A 20232-nucleotide genomic window follows, 5' to 3' on the forward strand; every position below is an offset into this window, starting at 1 on the left:
ATAAATCGCAACAGAGAAGCCCCGGCAGATATCCTGCCGGGGCTTCTCTGTTGTTTGCACTAGACCCGGTGCCTGCACTGCGTCTCCCATCAGGGCATTTTCTGTTTCTGCTATCCGTATAATTTCGGAGCCCGCCGCTCGTTTTATATATAAAAACAAGATTCTTTATATATAAATCATAATTATACGTATACAAACCTACGTTCATATACGTATAACCCTGACGAGTTTTATGGAAAATAATTTATGAGCCCGGATGACACGAAAGAGAAAGAGAGGCTGAGAGCCTTGGAAGCTTATGAAATTCTTGACACACCCGCCGAAAAAGATTTTGACGATCTGACGGCGCTGGCGTCCCACATCTGCAACACCCCCATTTCTTTTATCAGCCTGCTTGCCAGCGACAGGCAGTGGCTGAAGTCTAAAGTAGGACTTGACATAAACGAAACACCCCGATCCATCTCCTTTTGCCAGCATTTGCTGCTACAGGAAGACACGCTGGAGGTGAAAGACACGCTGGAGGACGAACGCTTCCGGAACAGCGTGTTTGTAACGGGCGGGCCGCACATCAGGTTTTACGCCGGCACCTCCCTCGTAAGCTCCGACGGCCACAAGGTGGGCACCCTCTGTGTGATGGATGTTGTGCCGAAGCAACTAACAGAAGAGCAGAAGGGAGCCCTGCTCGTGCTGGCGAGGCAGATTATCACCAACCTGGAACTGCGCCTGAAGCAGCGGCAACTGGAAAAGGAAAAGAAGCAACTGCGCGCCACAAACGAGAAACTGGACGAGTTCGTGCATATGGTGTCGCATGACCTGAAAGAGCCCATCATGAACATTAGCAGTGTGGCGGAGTGGCTGCAGGAAGACATCGCGGCAAAAGACTACGCTGGCCTGTCCGAGAACCTGGCGCTGATACAAGAGCGGGCCGCCGCCATGTATGAACTGGTGCAGGGGCTGCTGCAATTTGCGGTGGGGCAGGTAAAGGATATGCCCAAAGAGAAAGTGAATGTACGGGCCCTGGTACAGGGGCTGCTGGACGAGCACAGCGCTTTCCCGGAAATGACCACGCACCTGTCGCCGGATTTGCCAATTTTCACCACCGAAAAGGTGCTGCTGCAGCAGGTGTTCGCCAACCTGATTTCCAATGCCTTCAAATACCACCACACCGGCCAGGGCCATATATGGGTGGATGTGGAGGAAGCGGCAAAGTACTATACTTTCTGCGTAAAAGACGACGGCCCCGGCATTCCGCCGCAGTACCACGGCAGGATATTCGATTTGTTCGAGCGCCTCCTCCACGGCTCAGAGAAAGCGCAGGGGTCCGGCATCGGCCTGGCGACCGCCAAGAAAATAGTAGAGGACAAAGGCGGCCGCATCTGGATAAAATCTGAACCCGGGGAGGGCGCCACCTTCTTCTTCACCTGGCCGAAATAGGCGATATGTGCTGGAGGCTGTTTCGTGTGCGTCTATTCTGTTTGGACAGGTGTTTCTGGCTAAATAACTTATCTCCTTGTACCTATAACGTGTCGGTATAGCCTGAGCCTACAGCCTAGTAAAGGTTAAGGCTATGCGGGGTTAGGTTAAATTTATTGATTCCTACCTAATTATAAGCTTGTTCTATAATTTTCATAGCTTCTACTTGCCCATCATGAATGGTTGGAAAGGTTCTCTTAAAGAAGTAGAAAAGAGCCAGATTAAATTGAGGCATTTCTATAAATATAAACTTATCCATTTTGTGAAAGAAATGGAAACTTTTATTTGATGTTTTGAATATAATTAGTGAATTCAGATTTAAGATTTTACTTTTTTTAGTTATTCGACTTTGCGATCTTCTTAATTCCGAAACTGCTTTGCTTGGACTGTAATTCACATCATCTCTGAGTACTAATAAAGGAAGATCAGCCAAGGAAGGAATAAATCCTTTTTCTTTGGATAACTTAAAAACTCTCTTCGAATTTAAAACTTGAAATTTAAAATCTATTATTTCAAGCCATCTAATAATATTAGACAATTCATTAGTAGAAAAGTAGTTTTGATCTGGATCGTCTTGTGAGAATAAATTACTGATGTACTTCTCCAATGATCCCAATATATCATTGTTACAATCAGAACATGCAGGAATTGTCGTTTTATTGTATGTCTGATCAAGTCCATTTATTTTCGTAGTAAAAAATCTTTTAGGACAGTTTTCAAAAGTCCAGCGAGGAATGACATGCTCTTTTGTAAGTTTATCCTTTGAGCTGCAAAACATACACAAGTCTTGTGCCTTAGGCGAGCTTAAATTTATTCTTGCAATGTAAGTTTGTTTAATGTGGTTTATAATGGTTCTGGAATTTTTTCTGGCTAAAATTCTTAAAGACTTTATCTTATTGTCTATTAACATTGCCTATGATTGATTTAGGCCTAACGATCTAAGCCAGAGGACACAGGAGGCTTGTCAAGCTTGACTTTGTCCTTTGGGTGGTATTGACCAGTATGCTTTCTGCCTTGGGAAGCGTATAACATATAGCACACTTCTCATATGTTATAATTATTCAGGCAAACTTGCCGCCCTCCTGCCTCATAGCGGCTGCTTCACCTCAAATGTCGTTACGGCGCTGCCCGCGAGGCCGGTGCCTGTCAGGCCCTGCACCACCATTATATAGGTGCCTGCCTGGTCTGACGTGTAAAAGTTGAATGCGGCCTTCCCGTCTGCCCCGGTCACGACGTCCGGCGACCAGTACAGCAGGTTACGGAAGTCGGGCAGGCGGCTTTGCAGTTGCTGTGCGGTTTCGTAGGCGGGAGCGTAGAACTCGCGCTGCCGTTGCAGCCCCTCGTACTCCATCAGCAGCACGCGCGGGTCCAGCTCGAAGCCCCCCAGGTCGCCCAGGTAGGTGGTGTAGCTGACAAGTCCGCTGTATACCTGCGGCCCGAGGAAGTACCGCCTGGTGAGCACCTCCAGTTTCCGGACCTTGCGCGGGTCGAAAGCCATGATTTGGTCTATGTCAAAAACGGGCACGCCGTCCAACAGCACCAGCGGGTTGGTATGGAAAACTGCGGAGCCCGGCGTGTTCACCACATTGAAGTGAAACTCCCCCTGCCGCAGCCGGACCTGCACGCCCGGCACATACTCCCGCATCACCTCCTCCATCACCTTAAAGCGGGTATAATCGTCGAGCAGGTAAGTTTCGTCGGCCTTGCCATAGAAAGCGGAGCTGTCAATACCGGGGTCGCGAAACATATCCAGCTTATCGGAATGATAGGCATAGGGCACCTGCACGCTGATATGCCGTTGCGTCAGCTCCTGCCGCAGGTGCGCTGCCAGGTCAAGGCTTTGAAAACGCCTCGTGCTGAACCTGTCGGAAAAAGGGCTGAAGATCTCGAAATGATACGTACTGTCCTTTTCGAAATTCGACTGCACCACGATTTCCTTTGGCCCGTAAAAATCCTTCGCCTCGAACTGAACCAGACCGCTGGCATCGCTGATGGCGTTGTAAAGGCGCACATGCTTGCCGGGGGCGGTCAAGTAGGTGGTAATCCGGGGAGCGACGGCCCCGGTAGTGGCGTCAGTTACCTTGCCCCGGATAAAGTGCCCGTCCAGCTCCGGCAGGAATTTATATATAGGCGGCTGCTCCCGGAGCACATCCTCCCACCGGAAGCGGCTCCAGCCGTGCGTCAGCATCAGGTTGTCCACGGCTTCCTCCGCCTCCGGCCCGGTTGCCGTGAAATAGTATTCGGGTTGCTCCACTGTTCCCTTCAGGTCGGAGGCCAGCCACAGGTAGGCATATATACCCGTGGCGGTTTCGGATTGCAAAGCATCCAGTTTATATATGGAGGCAGACAGGTTCGCCGGCACTGCCTGCCCGGCTGGCCCCTGCGTCAGCAGGCTGGCGCTTACCTTGTCGCGGGTGGTGTATAAGCTCTTGTCGGTTTGCGCCTGGACATGCAGCTTCTGTGTCGGTTGCTTGAAGTAGAGGCGCTCGCACACGGGCTGTTGCCGGCTGTCGAAAACAGTGAAGTGTGTGATGCCCTCTGCCAGCTTGCTTTTGTCCACCACAAACGTAGCTGTGCCTTGCTGCAGTCTCGCGCTCTCCGCTATGCCAATTATTTGCCGGGCGTGGCCCAGCAGGTATACAGGTTCCGGTTGCTGCCCCATGGCAGTTACGGTTAGTTGTAGCTGTTCCGGGTTGAGCTCCTCCAGGTGCAGGCTATATCCCTGCTCATATATACGGGGTAGTTTTTGGCGGAGCACCTGCCCGTCAGGTAGCTCAATGATGGCCGTGTAGGTGGCAGCAGCGGGCGTAAATGAGAAGTGCCCGATGCCAAATTTGTGCGGGGCAAACCGCGCCACCTCCGTGCCGTCCTGGTCCACCACTTTTCCGGTGAAGTCGATTCCCTTGCCCGTCTTTTTGCTGACGCCCTGGAAAGCCACTTTGCCATATATGCCCTGCACCAGGTTGCCGCCCTCCGGGAAAAATTGGATGTCGTACGCTGCCTGTTCGGGCGCAGGGGCAACGCCGAGGCTGGTAAAGGAATTAACGATGGTGACTGGCGCCTCAAAGTAAAACTCCGGGCTGAAATTCTTCATCCAGCTGGTATAGGCCCGCACTTTATAAGTACCTGAACGCAGGGTGAGCGGCAGCACAAAAGAGCCGTTTCCGCTGCCGTCCTTCAACGCTATTTTCCCCTGCAGCACCGGCTTCTGATTTGCATCCAGCACCTCCACATACGCTACCTTACTTAAGGCCAGCGGCTGGTGCAGCACTCCATCAGTATTATACACCTTAAACCACATCGTTTCGCCGCACGCGTAAAACGGCCGGTCGAGGTGGAGGTACAGCTTCTCCTGCAATGCCTGGCTGCGGTAACCGTCGAAGTGCTGCACGATGCTTCTCAGAGTGTCGTGTTGGGCATAGGAGCGGCCTGTCGCGGTTATCACCAGTACAGCACACAGCAGCATATACACCCCTGCCCTGCCTGCGGCCCTGGCAATGATACGGCGTGCTTTTATCAGATTCTGTCTCATGTGTCGGTAGGTTTTACTCCCAGAAAGCGGGCTTCACGTTGGTGCCATATAGCCGGCAATCCACACACTGAATGGAGGCTCCCATATAGCCGATGGGCGAGGGAGGTCCCATCGGGGCATATATCTCACTGACTGGCAAATAATTACCGCCGCTGAAACGCCTGATGATATCCTGCATCGTCTGGGGCGGCACCGGCAGCAGGGAATCAATCGGACAATCAGGATGAAATGGCCGCCACGCTTCGGGCAGCTCTTCCTTGCCCACGAATATCCGCTTTTCCTGCACCGCCGAGGCGCCTATATAGCCAATCACAGGCTCCTCGGGGTTCGCCAGACTGTGTACGTTGCCGGTCAGCTGCGAAGGCAGCGGGTCGAACAGGGTGCCGATGGCCTCGGTGTTTTTCTTCAGCGCCTCCCAATACTGGTAGGCCTCCTGCGTCAGGGCATACTGCTTTACCAGAATGCTGAGTCTGATGCGCAGTTCCTCCGACCCGGCTGGCAACGCCAGGAGCGGGTATTTATGCACCACATCCTGACTGAGCCTGGCGGTGGTGCCCAGCTTTATACCTGTGGAGCTTTCTGTTTTCCAGCAGCGGTATATCTCCTCGTCGCCGCGGCCGCGGGGCACGATTCTGCCCTGGGCGGCATCGTATTTCATGCTCGACTGGAAGGCTGCCGTAAAGACCCAGGTCGATTCGTATTCCCAGCGGTAGTAGTGCGTGGCGTTCTGTGGGTCGTGGCTGCTGACGTATACCTGCAACTCGTCGTCCAGCGCCTCCCAGCTGACTGCATCAATAGGCGGTGTCTGCTTCACATCCACAAAGTCGGAGGCATACTCCTGGCCGGTTGCCAATCGGATGAAGAGGCGGTACTTCTTATCGGGATCCAGTTGCAGGAGGCTGCTGGCGTAGGTGCCGGGGGCGGTTTCCTGTAGCGTATACTGCGCGCCCTGCTCCTCTTCCAGCAACAGCGTGGCCTGCGACTCTAAAATAGGGAAGCTCTCTTCCGAGATATGCTCCGTGCGCGACAGCTTCACGGTGGTGACGCCGTTGCCGTTGATGAGGCCGTCCACCACCAGGTAGCGGCTCGGGCTGTTCAGCACGTCCGGCGCATACGGCTCCACGCAGCCAGCCAGCAGCAAACAGCAGCAGGCTATATATAACAAAATCCGGGGGGACAGCTGCATTAGAATTTAAAATTATAGGTGATGGTGGGGATGGGCTGGCCGAAAATGGACATCTTATATCCTTTTATATCGCCTCCCTCCGATTTGAAGTAGATGGAGTACGGGTTCTTCCTCCCCGTCAGGTTATATATGGCCAGCGTCCAGGAGCTGTGCGCCAGCTTTCTCACCTTGTGGTTGCCCTCGATGTTCAGCGCAAAGTCGACGCGGTAGTAGTCGGGTACCCGGTAGGCGTTGCGCTCGGAGTAGTAGATGCGCTGGCTGTTGCCCATCGTGTATTTGGCGAGCGGCAGCGTAATGGGCCGGCCGGTGCTGTAGGTAAAGTTGAGCGAGCTGCTGAACCGTTGGCTGAAGCGGTAGTTGCTGATGAGGGTGAAGTCGTGCGGCTTGTCAAAGTTGCTGGGGTAGTAGTTGCCGTTGTTTATCTTCTCGCCGGTTTCCGCGCCGTCCACGCGCACCAGCGTGCGGGCGTAGGTATAGCTCGCCCAGCCGTTCAGCTTGCCTGTCGCCTTTTTCAGCATCACCTCCACGCCATAGGCCTTGCCCTCCGCGCTGGCCACGTCCGTCTCGATGTGGTGGTTCAGGATGAGCGAAGCGCCGCTCTTGAAATCCAGGAAGTCCTGCATCCGTTTGTAATACCCTTCCACCGAAAATTCGATGGTATTGGCCCTGAAGTTCCGGTAGTAGCCCAGCGCCACCTGGTCGCCCACTTGTGGCCGGATGTTGGCGTCGCTCAGTTTCCAGACATCGGTGGGCGACACGGACGTGGTGTTGGAGAGCATATGGATGTACTGGCGCAGGCGGTTGAAACTCAGCTTGACGGAGGAATTGTCCGTTAGCCCCAGCCTTGCCGACAGCCGGTACTCCGGCCCGTGGAAGGTGGCAAACACGTCGCCCGATTTATATATAGCCGTGTCCTGAATGGTGCCCTCCGTCTTCGGGAAGCCGGGGGCGTAGGTGTTCACCTGCCTTGGCCCCATCGCGTTGAAAACAGAGTACCGCAGCCCCACCAGCACCGAGAAGCGGGGGCTTATATCGAACTTATCGGATATATAAAGCGCGCTTTCGAGGGCCCGCTCCGTCTGCAGCCTGTCCGGCGCCACCAGCGACTCGCCTCTGTTGGGCATCAGGCTGCCGGGGTTCACGTTATATAAGATAGAGCTCGCGCCGAAGTCCACGGTGTGTTTGGAGGTCGGGAAATAACTGAAGTCGGCCTGCAGGCTCGACTGGTTGATGCCGAAGGTAAGCCGCGAGGCATTCACCGGGTTCTTCTCGCTGGCCATATCATAATCGTAGTGGCTGTACACGCCCGTGAGCACGCCATAGAGCTGGTTCCGGAAAATGTGCTTCCACTTCAGGCTCGCCGCCTGGTTCGTGAACCGGTATAACGTGTCGGATGCCAGCCGGAATTTGTCTTTGCTGAGGTAGCCGTTCAGATACAGGGTATTCTTTTCGTCTATTTCGTGGCTGATGTGGCCGTTGATGTCGTAAAATGACGCGGAGCTTTCGTTGTAGGATTTGTTGGGCAGCTTCTTCAACAGCCAATCGGAGTAGGTGCTGCGGCCCCCGATGAGGAAGGAGGTCTTGTCTTTTTTGATGGGGCCCTCCAGCGTGAGCCGGCTCGTGAGCAGGCCGATGCCGCCCGAGCCAGCAAAATCTTTCTTGTTCCCCTCCCGGCTCGTTACCTCCAGCACCGACGACAGGCGCCCGCCATACCGGGCCGGGATGCCGCTTTTGTAGAGTTCCACCGTTTTCAGCACGTCCGGGTTGAAGGCCGAGAAAAAGCCGAAGAGGTGCGAAGGGTTGTAGATGGTGGCGTCGTTGAAGAGAATCAGGTTCTGGTCGGTGCTGCCGCCGCGCACGTTCATGCCGGTGCTGCCCTCCCCCACCGACTTCACGCCCGGCAGCGTGAGCACCACGCGCAGGATATCCGTTTCGCCGAAGGCCGTGGGCACCTGCTTGATGGTGCGGATGTCCAGCTTCTCCATCCCCATCTGCAGCCCTGACACGTTCTTGTCTTTCTCGGCCTCTACCAGCACCTCCTTCAGTGTTCGCACATCCTCGGCTATCTCTATATCCAGCTTCCCGTCCGAATACAGCATGATCTGGCGCCGCGTATTCTCCAGCCCGATGGCCTTTACCTTCAATTCGTGGCGGCCCACCGGCAGCGTAATAGAGTAATAGCCGTACTGGTCGGAGGTGGTGCCTATCAGCGGCGACTCTATATAGACGGCCGCCCCGATAATGGCTTCGCCGGTTTTGATGTCGCGCAGGTGCCCGGCCAGGTTGGCTTCGCCGGTTGCGCCCTCCCGTTTCGCCCCTATCTCGTAGAGTTTCAGCTCTGAGCCGGCTTTTCTGGATACACTTTCCTCTGGTTGCAGCTGCGCTACCTGCGGGGCCTTGTCTTCCGTCGCTTCCACAGGCTCAAAGAATCCCTCCGGCAGGCTGGTGCTGAGTTGTCTTCCTTTGGTGATGAACACATGCCCCCGGTCATCAATGGAAAACTGCAGATCCGTATTCTGAAAAATTTGTGTAAGCAGGGCAGGCAACGGCTGTTCCTGGGCCTGCAGCGTGACGGTGAGGCTGTCCAGAGCGGCGGCATCGAAGTATATATGGTAATCCGTCTGCGCCTCCACCTCCCGGGCAAACTCCTCGAAAGTAGCCGCCTTAAAGCTCCCGCTAACCAGGGCCTGCCCCGTTTGCTGCGCCAGACCCTGCGCTGCGCTGCACACCACCACGAGAAGAGCCAGGAAGATACGGTACAGGTAAGCCATATATGCAGGGGTTATGCCTGGCGAACAGGCGGGCTAAGTTTGTTAGTGGAGAAATATGCTTGTCGGAAAGTTTAGTTATCGCTGCGCTCCGGCTCGTCAGGTGGTAGGCCGTCGTAGTACCGGGTGAGGGCAAGAATCGCCTCTTCCCGCTGCTTCCTGAACTTCAGCCGGTTTGACCTGGCGTATTGCTGCAGCTCTTTCTTTTTGTCTTTGAACACTTTGTAAACAGATGGCTTGCTGCTTACCTGGTGGTATTTCCCGTCTTTCCGGATATAGAACGTGTCGGCCACCCGAAACTCGCCCTCCATACCGGTTGGCGTGGCCTTGTCCTGCATGTTCCTGCTCCTCCTGACCAGAAACTGGGTGTCGCTGCTGTGCAGCAGGTCATAAAACCCCGGCTGAAGCACTTCCGCGCTGGCACTGTCTGCCTCCAGGCGCACAAATGTGTGCCCGTGCAACTGAAACGTGTCAATTTTTGAGGTAATCAGCTTCAGCAGAAGGCCGCTGCTGTTGTGGGGTGCCACCACTTCGTCTGTCACCATATCATAAAGCAGCGGCACTCCCGTGTGCCAGGCCCCGTCGTAGAAAATGTTCCCCCGCACGGCTGCCTTCGAGACAAAAAATTGGTTTCCCTCAAAGTGGGGCTTTTTATAGTCGATATACTCGGTGCCGTTATACAGGTGTGTCTGGACTCCTACGCCTGTTTCATATATAGCCAGCGCATGCTGCACGGCCTTTTGCAGAAAAGCTGTGTCGGCGGCAGGAAAACCCTGGGCCTGCGCTCTGTTTGCAGCCATCAGGCAAAGCGGCAGCGCCATGCCCAAAAGAAAATTCACCCGTTTTAACAGCTGCATTTGCTATATGGTATATAAGATACATTCTTCAGTAAGTTAAGCTACGGATTAGATATATACAAGTATTGTCGTAATATTCTCCTATATATAGCTGCCCATATATCCATGCGCCATATAGGCTGCTTTAAAGGCTGAGGTGGTTTCAGGAAAAGGACCGGCCTCATAGCTTTGCGGCCATATCCCAGATGGCTTTCACGAAGAACTCCCAACTGAACTTCTTTTTGTGGTGCCGGATGTTACGGGAGAAGGTTGCTGCCTCTCCGGAGGTGAAAAAGCGTGCCACCGCCGTGGCAATCGCCTCCGGCTCCGGGGCCACCACATAGCCGACTTCCCCGTCCGGCACCAGTTCCGCCAAGCCTCCTACGTTTGTCACCACCATGGGCTTGTCGAAATGATAGGCAATCTGCGTGACACCGCTTTGGGTGGCGTGCCGGTAGGGCTGCACCACCAGGTCAGCGGCGCTGAAGTAGTGGCGCACGGCGGCGTTGGGTATGAAATTGGTGTGCAGCACCAGGTGGCCCTGCAGGTTGAGCTTTTCTACAAGTTCATGGTACGGGGCTGCATCCTCGTAAAACTCACCGGCCACCAGCAGCTTTATGTCCGGGCGCTGCTGCAGGGCGGGCGCTGCCATGGCCTGCAGCAGCAGGTCCAGCCCTTTGTAGGCCCGGATGAAGCCAAAGAAGAGGATATAATTGTAGGCCGGGTCGAGGTTCAGCGCGGCGCAGGCGGCGGCTTTCGTTTCGGTGGCGCCAAAGTTGTCGTAGAGCGGGTGGGGCAGGTATATGCTCGGCTTCTGCGGCTCAAACTGCTTCAGATCCTGCAGTACCGCACGCGACATGGTGATGAAGCCGTGGCAGGCGCTGAGGAAGTACTTGGTGAAGGGCACGTCGCCGGGGCGCGTCTCGTGCGGCACCACGTTGTCCGTGATGGCCAGGATGCGGCTGTGCCCGTTGCGTTGGATGAGGCGCGCCATGGTACCGAAGGCCGGGCCCATAAACGGCAGCCAGAACCGGAAAATCACGAGGTCAGGCCGCTGCCTATATATATACCTGCCGGCGCCCCACCAGCTAAGCGGGTTCACAGAGTTGATCAGGACTTTGATGCGCAGGCCGGGCGGGGCAGGCTCGTCAGAGTACTGGCTTTTGCCGGGGAACAGAAAGGAAGGGTACTGCAGGCTGAAGGTTACGATCTCCACCTCGTCTCCTGCCTCCTGAAAAGCGTAGGCCAGGCGCTCGTTAAAGGTGGCCATGCCGCCGCCGCGCAGGGGGTAGGCCGGACCAACAATGATTACCCGCCGCGCCGCCATTACTTCTTCAGGGCCCCTACCCGGTCCCGGATCAGGTACTCGTTGCGCTTATTGGAGACCAGGGAAATCATCTCGGCCAGGAAACCGGCCAGAAACAGCTGCACCCCCAGTATAACGGCCACCAGGGCCAGGAAGAACAGCGGCTGGTCCACGATGTCGCGCACGCGGCCGCCCTGATAAAGGCCAAGCACCTTCTGCAGGATCAGCCATACGGTGATGCCCAGACCCACGACAAACATGAGGGTGCCCATCGTGCCGAAGAAGTGCATGGGGCGCTTTTTGAAGCGGCTCACGAAGGTGATGGAAAGCAGGTCGAGGAAACCGTACACGAAGCGCTCCAGTCCGAACTTGGTGGTGCCGTACTTGCGCTCCTGGTGCTGCACCGGCTTCTCCCCAATCCTGGTGAAGCCGTTCCATTTGGCGATAACGGGGATATAGCGGTGCATCTCGCCGTGTACCTCAATGCTTTTCACCACCAGTTGGCGGTAGGCTTTCAGGCCGCAGTTGAAGTCGTGCAGCTGTATGCCGGACAGCTTGCGGGTGGCGGCGTTGAAAAGTTTAGTGGGGATGGTCTTGCTCGGCGGGTCGTAGCGCTTCTTTTTCCAGCCGCTCACCAGGTCGTATTTCTGGTTTTTGATCATGTCGTACAGCGCCGGAATCTCCTCCGGGCTGTCCTGCAAATCGGCGTCCATGGTGATGACCACCTCGCCGGTGCAGCGCCGGAAACCCTCGTTCAGGGCGGCCGACTTGCCGTAGTTGCGGTTAAAGCTGATGCCCTTCACGGCCTTGTCTTCGGCGCCTATGCCGCACACCACCTCCCACGAGCGGTCGGTGCTGCCGTCGTCCACCAGTATCACTTCATAAGAGAACTCGTGCGCGTGCATCACGCGCCTGATCCAGCGCACCAGCTCAGGCAGCGACTCTTCCTCGTTGAAGAGGGGAACCACTACCGAAATATCATAGGGGTATTGCATGTGTTATTCAAACTCCGGCCGGCTGTTCTTCATTATTGCGGAGATGATCAGCGACAGGATAAAACCGACAATCAGGGTCAGAACCGTTCCGCCCAGTATCATGGTCAGCGGGCCCTGGAAATTCTCGGCCACGGCCATACCCGCATCTATCTGCTCGTCAGACAGGCCCTGCAGCACCATCTGCTCCCGCTGCTTCTCCATCATGCGGGCCATATATCCGGTGTCTACGAATGAGGTATATACCCAGGTGAAAAGGCCCGACATAAAGCCGAACACCGCCGCCAGCAAGGTACCGATCCCCAGTCCCTGCCCGTACGACATATAGCCGAAGTTCTGCTCTTTGTAGCTTTTCATGGCCACTACAATGCCGATGATCAGGATGATGTAGCCCAGGCTGCTGAGCCAGCGGTTATCGCCCAGATCGGCTATCATGATGATCGTCTGGAAGATGATGCCCATCAGGCCAAAGATGAGACCGTATTTGAAGGCAACAGCTGCCACCGAGGGTTGTTTTTCTGCCACAGTCATAGTGTTCGATTTTATAGGTTTACGTTTCTACTTACGGAAAAAAACGGCCGCAATCAACGAGAATATCCCCCCTACAAAAATCCGCCTCAAAAAATCGTCGGCCGCCAGCATGCCGGGTGTCAGGGAAGCCATTGCCTGGTACGCCTCCTCATATTTTTTCTCTCCTAGCAGCTTCACCTGTTCCTCCCGCGTTGCCTCCAGCAGGGCCTTCATCTCGGCCACGTGCTGCTGCACCACCTCCGGCCCGGCTATATATACAAACAGGAACACCAGCATGGCTGTGGTGAGCGCCGTGTAGAAGGCCACCGACAAGCCCACCCGCAAGCCCCGGCCAAAGCCGATCTCACCCTCGTGAAACAGCTTGAAGTACCGGATGGCCACGAATATAAATACCGGAATAGGCAGGTACGTCAACCGCCCCATATCCCCGAAGGGATTATAGCCCATAAAGTAAAGGACCAGTACCAGCACAAAACAGGCCAGGCTGCATAGCACGCCGTAGCGTATCCCTACCCGCGTTATTGTCTGATTAAACATATCGCACGCGAGGCGCTATTGCCGCTGGGGCAACATGACCTCAATATAGGTATAAAAATTAGAAAGATTGCGAAAGCACCGCCTGCCCCTTGTGGATAGTGCCCAGCACTTTTCCCTTCAGCTGCTGCCCGAAGAAGGGGCTGTTCCCGGATTTGGATTCCGTGGCCGCCGCTATCGGTGTCCAGGCGGCACCCGGGTTGAACAGCGTCAGGTTGGCGGCCTCCCCTACGGCAATAACCGGCTCCGGCAAACGCAGGACACGCCGAGGGCCGGAAGTAAACTTCTCCACCAGTTGCTCTACCGACAGCACGTCTGTCAGGGTGGTGTTGGCCACGGCAAAGGCCGTCTCCAGGTTAATGATGCCGAAATCCGCCAGGTCAAACTCCAGCTTCTTCGCCTCCGTGTCGTGGGGTATATGCGCCGACACCAGGGCATCGATGGTGCCATCCTGCAAGCCCTGCTTGATGGCTGCCACGTCGGTTTCGCTCCGGAAGGGGGGAGCCACTTTGTAGTTCGTGTCGAAGGGGCGGATGGTATCGTCGGTGAATGCCGCCTGGTAACTGGCCACATCGCAGGTTACGTGGAGGCCAGCGGCTTTCGCCTGCCGCACCGCCTCAATAGCCGCCGCCGTAGAAAGTAAAGAGAAGTGGATGCGCCCGCCCGTATAAGCGAGCAGTTGCAGGTCGCGGGTTACCATCACCTCCTCGGCCAGAGACGGGATGCCTTTCATGCCCAGGCGGGTGCTGGCCTCCCCTTCGTGCATCTGCCCGTGCTCTGTCAGGCGCGTGTGCTCGGGTTTGTTCATCAGCAGGCCATCGAACAGCTGCACATACTGCAGCGCCTTCAGGAGGATGTCGACGCCCTGCAGCGGTCTGGCGCCGTCGGTAAACGCGATGGCTCCCGCCTGGTGCAGGTCTATCATCTCCGTCAGGTCCTTGCCCTGCGCGCCTATCGTGATGGCCGCTGCCGGCAGCAGCGTGACGGGCAGTTGCTGCGACCTGTTCTGTATATAACTAATGGCTCCCTTCGTCTGCACCACCGGGTCCGTGTTCGGCAGGCACACCACCTCGGTAAAGCCTCCCGCCGCCGCCGCCGCCGCCAGCGAATGCAGGTCCTCTTTGTACTCCAGGCCGGGCTCGCCCACAACCGCATGCATATCCACCCACCCCGCCGACACGCACAAGCCTTCTGTGGCAACGGTCTCGTCTGCCTCCGGCGCCTCCTGCCCTATATAGGTGATGATGCCGTTTTCGATGAGGATGTTCTGCTGCTGTGAATGGTATCGGGATTGTGGGTTGTAGATTGTTGCTGCCTGGAGAAGTATTTTCATGCTAGAGGAGTCTAATAAGTGCTATTTCGGCCATCAGGAAAAACAGACACAATATTAGGCAATATTTCCAAAGCTTCACGCCAAAATATCGTTTTTCAAACGCGTCTCTCACCGAGAACGCCTCCCCTCCATCGTATATATGCACGTTCGCGTGGCCCGGCCCCACCAGTGCCCGTAGCTCATCCGGAGAATACTGCGCTAAATAAGACTCGGCTTTGCCGTAGTTGAAAGCAAGCGTGGTGATGGTGGAGTCCTGCAGTCGGAGTTCGTAAAACCCTGCCTCGTCCATGGCCGCTGGTGTATCAAAAAAGAGTTTTCCGCCCCGCACCTGCTGCTCCGGTATAAACGCGAGGCTGTCTTTCTGAAGCGCATACACGCCTTCCTTCTGCAGGTTGCCCACGGCCGGCACCTGAATGGTTCCGCCTGACAGGTTATACGCCAGCGCCTGCTGCTGCTTGTAGCTGCCTATCGCCAGTTTGTACATGATGGGCACAAAAAGCGCGTGGTTGGCCAGCGTGTTGTACTCCTGCTGAAGCGGGGCCGCCATCATATATAAATGGCCGCTGCCCCGGTCAAACCTCGACAGAAAAGGTGTGCCTCCCCGGAACTCCAGAATGTCTTCGGACGCCCTGGACCACGCCACGCTGCGCACCGCCTCCGGCATCTGCATCTTGGGGTCATATTCAGAAAAGATGCTGCGGAAAAACGGGTTGCTCGGGTCAGGTGGAGCTACGTTGGTTTTGCTGCCTGCCGCTGTTGCCCCGGTAAAGTTGGCGGGTATGCTCAGGTTCTGGAACAGGGCTTCATAGCCCGCCTCCTCGCCGCTTGCCGGGGGGATCACAGCTACCGTGCCTCCCGCCTTCACGTAATTTGCAACGGTGGCTGCCAGCGCAGATGGCATTTCTGCTACCCCGTTCAGGATGATGACGTCTGATGCTCCTGCCTGGGCATAATTTATATTACCCGTGTTGTATGAGGTAAAGTCAAAGAAGGGCTCGTTCTGATACAGGCGCTGCAGCGAACTGGAAGGGTTGTCCGTCACCTCTGTGATCGTGATATTGGCAGAGGACGAGAGTACGAAATAATAGGTATTGTCGAACTCCACCGGGAAGTCCTCTACCTGCACGTAGGCTTCTTTGGTGCCGGTGCCCTCCACCCTGAAATTCATGACAGCCTCTGTTGCCTGCTGCGGGGGCAAATTCACGCTCAGCGCCGCCACCTGCTGGTCTTCCAGTATCAGCCTGACCGGCACATCCTCCAGCGCTTCTTCACCGGCATTGAAAAGGCTTACATGAAGCACGTTGTCAGTGGCAGGGCGAATGAACTCATCCTCTAAATAGACGGAATCCACAGCTACATTGGTAGTAGCGACCGCCTTAATCGGCACCAGATGCACCTGCGTAGCGCTGTCGTACTCCTGCAGCAGCGAAGGATGAAAGGTGCTCTTCTGGAAGTCGGACAAAATAAAGGTATGGGAAGGTTGATTTGCTGCAGAAGGGAGGGAGGCTGCTAAATCTTTCGCTGAGAAATCTATCTCCGATAGCTGGGCTTCCGCCTCGGTCTCCTGTACGGTCGCCCCATGGCCCGGTCTGCCACCGGACAACACTTTGAAGGAAGTGGACGCCGGGAATATATCAATGATGTCTCTGGCTCTGTCTGTCGCCACGTTCAGCAGCGATAAGTCCTGTTCTGTGTGCAGGTTCTGCATGCTGTAGGAGTTGTCTACCACTATGGCAACCTCTGAGGCGTCGGCAGGAGCGGCCGCATCCGAAGCAGGCAGGAAAGGCTGCGCGAACGCCAGCACCAGAAACACAACGAATAGTATCCTACAAAGCAGTATCAGGAGCTCCTTCAGGTTCCGCTGACTCGCTGTCAGGTCTTTTGAAGCCTGTATAAACCTGACGTTACTGAATATCACCCGTTTCGCCCGCCTCAACTGCACCAGATGCAGAATGATGGGCACAGCCACGGCAGCCAAGGCAGCAAGAAAAGCAGGGTACACAAAAGCCATACGACAAGTTATAGAGGAATGCCCCGAAAAACAACAGACGGCCTTTCCTATACTCCGAAACAGGAGCGCTAGTTATGCTGGGTGGTTCCGGAGGCATTCTCATTCCTAAGATTGAGAATGCTGTTATGATAACGCCAGCACTGCCTAAAAACTATATTAGTATATTATTTTGCAGAAAGTCATTCGAGAGCATATGCTCCCACAGCCATATAGTCTTTTCCGGTGCTGAAGCTATGTATATAAGGAGTGATGTCCAAGATATGAGTTTTCTGGAGCAGAGATAATTTCATCATATGCTCATATAAAACATGACTGACTCACAGCGGCCTTGCCCCTTGCCATAAATGGCTGAGGGCGGGGCCGTTGCGAGTCAGTCAGGCTGTTACCCCGCAAGTCCCACACACGAAGCGCCTTTCCCAGTTTCCGCAGCGCCACAACAGTGAAAGCCCGCGGCCATATACGGCCGCGGGCTTAGGGCTTTTCTTAAACGCGGACACCCCTGCGCTGTCTTTAGCGCAGGGGTGTGCTTGCGTGGGGTTGGCGGCCACCTACTCTCCCGCCGGTGAGGGCAGTACCATCGGCGCGTCCGGGCTTAACTTCTCTGTTCGGGATGGGAAGAGGTGCTCACCGGAGCCATAGCCGCCATTCTCTTCGCACGGTTGCCGGCCGTGCCTGATGGCTTTGTAGTCGATTGGCATGATGGGGGAAAGAGAGGGGAGGGAAGGGGCGGGCCGTGTGCGGCCCTGTTGGGAACGCGCCCGGGCAATTAGTATGGCTCGGCTGTGGTGTCTCCACCTTTACACCTGCCACCTATCGACGTCATCGTCTCTGACGGCCCTTCAAGGGAGATCTCATCTTGGGGCGGGTTTCGCACTTAGATGCTTTCAGCGCTTATCCCGTCCGAGCGTAGCTACCCTGCGCTGCATCTGGCGATACAACAGGTCCACCAGCGGCTCGTCCAACCCGGTCCTCTCGTACTAAGGTCAGGGCCCCTCAAATCTCCGACGCCCGCAACAGATAGGGACCGAACTGTCTCACGACGTTCTGAACCCAGCTCGCGTGCCACTTTAATCGGCGAACAGCCGAACCCTTGGGACCTTCTCCAGCCCCAGGACGTGACGAGCCGACATCGAGGTGCCAAACCTCCCCGTCGATATGAGCTCTTGGGGGAGATCAGCCTGTTATCCCCGGCGTACCTTTTATCCTTTGAGCGATGGCCCTTCCATGCGGAACCACCGGATCACTATATCCGCCTTTCGGCCCTGCTCGGCTTGTGGGCCTCACAGTCAAGCACCCTTCTGCTATTGCGCTCTGCGCACGGTTACCAAGCGTGCTGAGGGTACCTTTGAAAGCCTCCGTTACTGTTTTGGAGGCGACCACCCCAGTCAAACTACCCACCAAGCACTGTCCCCCCTCAAGGGAGGTTAGGCGCCAGGCAACCCAAGGGTTGTATTTCAAGGACGGCTCCGCGATGCCTGGCGACACCGCCTCACAGCCTCCAACCTATCCTACACATGGGTTACCCAGCGTCAATGCTAAGCTATAGTAAAGGTGCACGGGGTCTTTCCGTCCCGTTGCGGGTACTCGGCATCTTCACCGAGACTACAATTTCACCGAGCTCACGGCTGAGACAGCGCCCAGATCGTTACACCATTCGTGCAGGTCGGAACTTACCCGACAAGGAATTTCGCTACCTTAGGACCGTTATAGTTACGGCCGCCGTTTACCGGGGCTTCGATTCAATGCCTCGCCTCGCGGCTAACATCCCCTCTTAACCTTCCGGCACCGGGCAGGTGTCAGGCCTTATACTTCATCTCTCGATTTCGCAAAGCCATGTGTTTTTGTTAAACAGTCGCCTGGGCCTCTTCACTGCGGCTTCTCATGTTGCCATGAGGAAGCACCCCTTCTCCCGAAGTTACAGGGTCATTTTGCCGAGTTCCTTGGCCGTGATTCACTCGAGCACCTTAGGATTCTCTCCTCGACCACCTGTGTCGGTTTGCGGTACGGGCGGCAAGCCATTTAAACGCTTAGCGGGTTTTCTCGGGAGCCTGATTAGGGACACTATCTCCTCGGCCGGGGCCTTGGAGTACTATCAGCTTTCAGCAAGCCTGGCGTACTTCACAACCAGGCCTATACCTACGGCCTTCAACGCACTATTCCGTCAGTGCGCGGTCCTTTCACTTCTCCGTCACCGCGTCGCTATGGCGTGCCGGTGCTGGAATATTAACCAGCTGTCCATCGAGCTGCGCCTTCGCCTCGCCCTTAGGACCCGACTAACCCTGATCCGATTAGCGTTGATCAGGAAACCTTGGTCTTTCGGTGTGCGGGTTTCTCGCCCGCATTATCGTTACTTATGCCTACATTTGCTTTTCCCTGCGCTCCAGCATACCTCGCCGGTACGCCTTCACCGCAGCAGGGAATGCTCCCCTACCAGTGTATAAATACAATCCGCGGCTTCGGTACTACGCTTGATGCCCGATTATTATCGATGCCCTGTCGCTCGACCAGTGAGCTGTTACGCACTCTTTAAAGGAATGGCTGCTTCCAAGCCAACCTCCTGGCTGTCACTGCAACTGGACCCCCTTTGTTCAACTTAGCGTAAATTTGGGGACCTTAGCCGGCGGTCTGGGTTCTTTCCCTCTCGGCGCGGGACCTTAGCACCCCGCGCCTCACTGCCGCGTATGTCATGCGGCATTCGGAGTTCGTCAGGATTCGGTAGGATGTGACTCCCCCTAGTCCTATCGGTAGCTCTACCTCCGCATGACTCCACCGCGACGCTGCCCCTAAAGGCATTTCGGGGAGTACGAGCTATTTCCCAGTTTGATTGGCCTTTCACCCCTACCCACAGGTCATCCAAATCCTTTTCAACGGAAACTGGTTCGGACCTCCAGCTGGTTTTACCCAGCCTTCATCCTGCCCATGGGTAGATCACAAGGTTTCGCGTCTGCCCCCCCTGACTCTGCGCCCTGTTCGGACTCGCTTTCGCTGCGGCTCCGCGCTTTCAAACGCTTAACCTCGCCAGGGAGGAGCAACTCGTAGGCTCATTATGCAAAAGGCACGCCGTCACCCCACGAAGGGGCTCCGACCGCTTGTAGGCGCATGGTTTCAGGATCTGTTTCACCCCCCTATTCGGGGTGCTTTTCACCTTTCCCTCACGGTACTGGTTCACTATCGGTCTCTCAGGAGTATTTAGCCTTGCCGGATGGTGCCGGCGGGTTCAGGCGGGATTTCTCCGGTCCCGCCCTACTCAGGATACCACTAGGGCCAAAGAGCTTGCGCGCACGGGACTATCACCCCCTATGGCCAGGCTTCCCAGCCTGTTACGCTTCAATCTTTGGTCCCACCGCGTGGTCCTACAACCCCGGCCCTGCCTTGACAGGGCCGGTTTGGGCTGTTCCGCGTTCGCTCGCCACTACTTGCGGAATCACTCTTGTTTTCTCTTCCTCCGGGTACTTAGATGTTTCAGTTCCCCGGGTTCGCCCCCCGTAGGGTAGTGTATCTTCAATACACTGGGTTGCCCCATTCGGATACCCGCGGATCAATTCGTATGTGCCGATCCCCGCGGCTTGTCGCAGCTTGTCGCGTCCTTCATCGCCTCTGAGAGCCTAGGCATCCCCCATGCGCCCTTCTCTGCGTTCTCGGCCGCCGCATCGCTGCGGCGGCCCGCCTCTTTCTCAAGAATTGCATGGGCTGCCCGAAGGCAGCCTAAACTTTACTTTTTCTCTCTCTT

Annotated in this window: 12 protein-coding genes and 2 rRNA genes; 1 reads left to right on the forward strand and 13 read right to left on the reverse strand. The window is 55.7% G+C overall.

Translation table 11 applies throughout. The annotated features are described in order from the left end of the window. Positions 1 to 246 precede the first annotated feature (246 nt). On the forward strand, positions 247 to 1434 hold the full coding sequence (locus tag GSQ62_RS09705; protein WP_161889313.1) for a sensor histidine kinase: 1188 nt from the start codon (positions 247 to 249) through the stop codon (positions 1432 to 1434). A 166-nt stretch (positions 1435 to 1600) separates the two neighbouring features. Here the strand turns inward: GSQ62_RS09705 and GSQ62_RS09710 are convergent, their stop codons facing one another. The 13 genes from GSQ62_RS09710 to GSQ62_RS09770 form a co-directional block, all read right to left on the reverse strand. Beyond that, positions 1601 to 2383: a hypothetical protein gene (locus tag GSQ62_RS09710; protein WP_161889314.1), complete on the reverse strand. Its 783-nt coding sequence runs from the start codon at positions 2381 to 2383 to the stop codon at positions 1601 to 1603. Positions 2384 to 2560: 177 nt separating this feature from the next. Then, entirely contained in the window at positions 2561 to 5005 is a 2445-nt protein-coding gene (locus tag GSQ62_RS09715) for a hypothetical protein (protein WP_161889315.1), read from the reverse strand. 13 nt (positions 5006 to 5018) lie between these two features. Then, on the reverse strand, positions 5019 to 6191 hold the full coding sequence (locus GSQ62_RS09720) for a DUF4249 domain-containing protein (protein ID WP_161889316.1): 1173 nt from the start codon (positions 6189 to 6191) through the stop codon (positions 5019 to 5021). Next, positions 6191 to 8962 (reverse strand): TonB-dependent receptor, encoded by a 2772-nt coding sequence (locus GSQ62_RS09725; protein ID WP_161889317.1) that lies wholly within the window; start codon positions 8960 to 8962, stop codon positions 6191 to 6193. Before GSQ62_RS09725 ends, GSQ62_RS09720 begins: the two co-directional genes overlap by 1 nt. A gap of 71 nt (positions 8963 to 9033) precedes the next feature. Beyond that, the gene (locus tag GSQ62_RS09730) at positions 9034 to 9816 is read right to left on the reverse strand and encodes a hypothetical protein (RefSeq protein ID WP_161889318.1); all 783 of its coding nucleotides are present in this window, start codon (positions 9814 to 9816) and stop codon (positions 9034 to 9036) included. A 160-nt stretch (positions 9817 to 9976) separates the two neighbouring features. Further along, positions 9977 to 11122: a glycosyltransferase gene (locus GSQ62_RS09735; protein WP_161889319.1), complete on the reverse strand. Its 1146-nt coding sequence runs from the start codon at positions 11120 to 11122 to the stop codon at positions 9977 to 9979. Next, entirely contained in the window at positions 11122 to 12096 is a 975-nt protein-coding gene (locus tag GSQ62_RS09740; RefSeq protein ID WP_161889320.1) for a glycosyltransferase family 2 protein, read from the reverse strand. The genes GSQ62_RS09735 and GSQ62_RS09740 overlap by 1 nt, the downstream gene beginning before the upstream one ends. A 3-nt stretch (positions 12097 to 12099) precedes the next feature. Further along, positions 12100 to 12624, reverse strand: coding sequence for a DUF4199 domain-containing protein (locus GSQ62_RS09745; RefSeq protein WP_161889321.1), 525 nt, complete (start codon positions 12622 to 12624; stop codon positions 12100 to 12102). A gap of 27 nt (positions 12625 to 12651) precedes the next feature. Next, positions 12652 to 13161, reverse strand: a complete 510-nt coding sequence (locus GSQ62_RS09750) for a DUF4199 domain-containing protein (protein ID WP_161889322.1) — start codon at positions 13159 to 13161, stop codon at positions 12652 to 12654. A 58-nt stretch (positions 13162 to 13219) separates the two neighbouring features. Beyond that, on the reverse strand, positions 13220 to 14491 hold the full coding sequence (locus GSQ62_RS09755) for a dihydroorotase (protein WP_161889323.1): 1272 nt from the start codon (positions 14489 to 14491) through the stop codon (positions 13220 to 13222). 1 nt (position 14492) lies between these two features. Beyond that, on the reverse strand, positions 14493 to 16502 hold the full coding sequence (locus GSQ62_RS09760) for a BatA domain-containing protein (protein ID WP_161889324.1): 2010 nt from the start codon (positions 16500 to 16502) through the stop codon (positions 14493 to 14495). A gap of 535 nt (positions 16503 to 17037) precedes the next feature. After that, positions 17038 to 17149 (reverse strand): 5S ribosomal RNA (gene rrf / locus GSQ62_RS09765). A gap of 99 nt (positions 17150 to 17248) precedes the next feature. Next, positions 17249 to 20142, reverse strand: a 23S ribosomal RNA gene (locus GSQ62_RS09770). Between the last annotated feature and the right edge of the window lie 90 nt (positions 20143 to 20232).

It is taken from the genome of Pontibacter russatus (assembly GCF_009931655.1).
Classification (GTDB): Bacteria; Bacteroidota; Bacteroidia; order Cytophagales; family Hymenobacteraceae; genus Pontibacter; species Pontibacter russatus.